We start from the raw sequence: 2,565 nt of genomic DNA, 5'->3' as shown, positions 1-2,565 counted from the left end.
CCCTGCCGCATACCGGTGAACAGAGTGACCAGGAACAGCAATTCATAGGCGTGCCTTTGAATCGCCTCCAGGAACCGGGAGATTTCTTCCTGTTCCAATGGAGATATAATGAATAGCGGCCGATTGACTTTTTTCTGATAATGATATATCTATCCATCATTTCTCCTCTCAACCATATTCATCATATTATAATCGCAAGGGCGAAAGCAATTCAAAATTGTTATGTTGCTCTGGCCCGCTTTCTTATCCCGAAAATTTTCGTGAAAGTCCTGTCATAGCAGAGCTCTGCCTATATCCTCCAGACAATTATTTTCTCTTGATAATTGTAAGAAATTTGTAAGATTTTCATCAAGTTATTTGTAAGAATTCCCTGCTACGATAGTAACAGCCCAAAGGGAGGTTCAACCCCATGAACGAACACATCCTGGTCGTGGACGATGACCCCGAGATCGTAAACGCCATTGCCATCACCCTGGAGCGGGAGGGCTGGCAGGTTCTGAAAGCCTATAACGGCATAGAGGCCCTGGACCATGCGCTGAACCCAGAGGTCCGACTAATCCTCATCGATGTGATGATGCCCAAGCTGGACGGCCTCTCCGCTCTGATCCGTATCCGGGAGCGGCGGAACCTGCCCGTCATCGTCCTCTCCGCCAAGAGCGAGGACACGGACAAGATCCTGGGCCTCTCCATGGGGGCGGATGACTACGTCGCCAAGCCATACAACCCCCAAGAGCTGGTGGCCCGGGTCCGGAGCCAGCTGCGGCGGTATACCCTGTTGGGGGACATCCACACGGCGGAGCGGGAGGGCGTTCTGGTCAACGGGCGGCTGACCTACGACACGGCGGAGCGGGTGCTGCGGGCCGACGGGGATGTGGTGAAGCTCACCGCCACAGAGACGAAGATCGTGGACCTGCTGTTCCGGAACCTGGGCAGGGTGTTCCCGGCGGAGGAGCTGTACCGCCGGGTGTGGAACGAGGAGGGCTACGCCTGCGAGAACACGGTGATGGTTCACATCCGGCGCATCCGGGAGAAAGTGGAGCTGAATCCCAAAGAGCCAGACTATATCAAGGTGGTGTGGGGAATTGGATACAAAATGGAACGGCACGGAGCCTGAAAACGGCGGGGAGGTGGAGTATTTTGTGGCCGCCCAGGTGCGGCAGACGATAGAGCCGGAGGCAGCGGAGGGACCTGCCCCGAAAAAGCGGGGACAGACCGCAAAAGCGGCCGCCGGCTTTCTCGCCTTCTTTCTGGGTATTACGCTGGTCCTGGGGAGCTTGGGGGCCCTAGCGGAGCGGCGGCTCATGCAGAGGGGCGCGGAGCCGGACTGGTCCGGGGACTGGCAGAATACCCAGGAGTTCCGGGACGAGGTCTCGTCCTACCTGATGGAATTTCTCTCCCTGGGGGCCACCGGGACCACAGGGAACGCCTGGTACCAAACAGCGGAGGCGTGGGACGTGGCAGAGGCTGGCGGCTGGCGGCGGCAGTACACCGAGATCATTTTGACAGACACCGCAGCGGAGTCCCGCCCGGTGGAAGAGGAAGAAGAGGCGTTGACCGCCCGGGAGGCAGAGGGGGAGAACGCCTATCGGACAGGCGATCAGAATGTCCTCTATTTGATCATGCAGGACGGACATATACGGTATAAAAACGTGGAGGCGGACTCTGCCAAGCGATTTCGGGACCAGAGCCTTGAGGGATATAATTTCTACCTGACCTATCAGGACGGAAAAGCCTCCATTTTCAAAGACGGTGTGGAGCTGGACGTCTATGGGGACGGCATCTATGTCTCCGGGAAGTCCCCCTGGTTTATTCCCGGTTATGATAATCTCAAGGCCGGGGCGTGGCTGGACGGCGTCACCGTCTATATGGCCGTGCGGGAGGAGCCTGTGCGGTACTGGTTCCAGGACTCCGGCGGAGGCCGGTATTACTATGGCCGGATGTACCAGGTGGCCCAGCGGGCGGAGGAGACCCGGACCTTCTATATCCGGCAGCTTGTCCTGCTGGGGCTGGGGGCTCTGTGGCTGTGCGTGTGGCTGGCGTTCCGGAGGGAGAAGAAGCTGGCGGACGCGAAGATCGCCTCCTGGACCGGCCATCTTTGGGAGGAGGTCTGGGTTCTGCTGGCCCTCATTCCACTGGGGTGGCTGTTTGCCGCCGACGGCTGGCAGGAGCTGTACTGGGCCTGCCGGGAGATATGGTGGGGCTGGGAGCCCGTGTACCTGGGCCAGCTTGCCTACGGCGCGGCCAGCTTCCTGCTCTCCAGCCTGCCGGGGCTGATAGCCCTGGGGTGGGTTTTGTATCTGGCGGTCAACAACCGGCGGTACAACCCGAAAGAGCAGCGGAAGAGCCTGCTGCGGAGCCTCTTCCGGGGGCTGCGAAACCTCCTCTGCAGTCTCCGCATGAAAGATCTGGAGCGGCCTGTGGAGAAGCGGCTGGCCCGTACCGTCACAGCGGGGACGGCGGCCCTGGCGCTGATCCTGGCAGCCCTGGTGCTCTTCCTTGCCGCTATGCTGCCCGATATCGCTTGGTACGGCGCCCGGGGGCTGGCGTTCATCCTGTTTTTGCTGG

At 59.6% G+C, this 2,565-nt stretch carries 2 protein-coding genes; both read left to right on the top strand.

Annotation, left to right across the window (positions count from 1 at the left end):
• The first annotated feature begins 409 nt into the window (after positions 1 to 409).
• Entirely contained in the window at positions 410 to 1,114 is a 705-nt protein-coding gene (locus QZ326_RS12715; protein ID WP_295745887.1) for a response regulator transcription factor, read from the top strand.
• A partial coding sequence (locus QZ326_RS12710; protein WP_295745885.1) for a hypothetical protein occupies positions 1,083 to 2,565 on the top strand: 1,483 nt, incomplete at its 3' end. The genes QZ326_RS12715 and QZ326_RS12710, both read left to right, overlap by 32 nt.

The organism is uncultured Oscillibacter sp., from assembly GCF_910587525.1.
GTDB lineage: Bacteria > Bacillota > Clostridia > Oscillospirales > Oscillospiraceae > Oscillibacter.
Note: the sequence above shows the minus strand (reverse complement) of the source record. Positions and strands in the feature narration are given on the sequence as shown.